This is a genomic window from Natrialba sp. PRR66 (genome assembly GCF_034808065.1).
Lineage (GTDB): Archaea > Halobacteriota > Halobacteria > Halobacteriales > Natrialbaceae > Natrialba > Natrialba aegyptia.
The window spans coordinates 1-375 of the sequence record NZ_JAXHGN010000025.1; the positions used below are offsets into that span (position 1 = coordinate 1).

Below are 375 nucleotides of genomic sequence, written 5' to 3' on the forward strand. Positions count from 1 at the left end.
GCCCCTGACGGGGTGAGGGGCGACGTAGAGACCTCTCTCGGCGGTTGTGGGAACGAGGCGTGGTAGAGACACGCCTCAAGCGGAATCCAGTGAGAATTCCAATGTACGATAACAGTGATTTCGGTAAGACGGTTTCGGTCGAAACGAGCGAGAATGACGAGTTCACGCGGTCGGTACACGAGCAAGCGCCGCACCTGCGGGAGACGCCAGTCGCCCAACAGGTCGAGGACCCACAGGGCGTGCTGGCGGCAGCGGCGGCGGAGACGGCGCGCGGTGAGGAACTCAGACCCTCGAACGCGCAGGAGTTCGAGGGCGAGCGCGACTACGACTGGAGTACGCGCCCTGGGCTCGACCACCCGTGGGGAGCGACGCTCG

1 protein-coding gene is annotated in these 375 nt (G+C 65.1%); it reads left to right on the plus strand.

Going from position 1 to position 375, the window contains the following annotated elements:
• Positions 1-101: 101 nt before the first annotated feature.
• A partial coding sequence (locus tag SM755_RS23345; RefSeq protein WP_323174792.1) for a hypothetical protein occupies positions 102-375 on the plus strand: 274 nt, incomplete at its 3' end.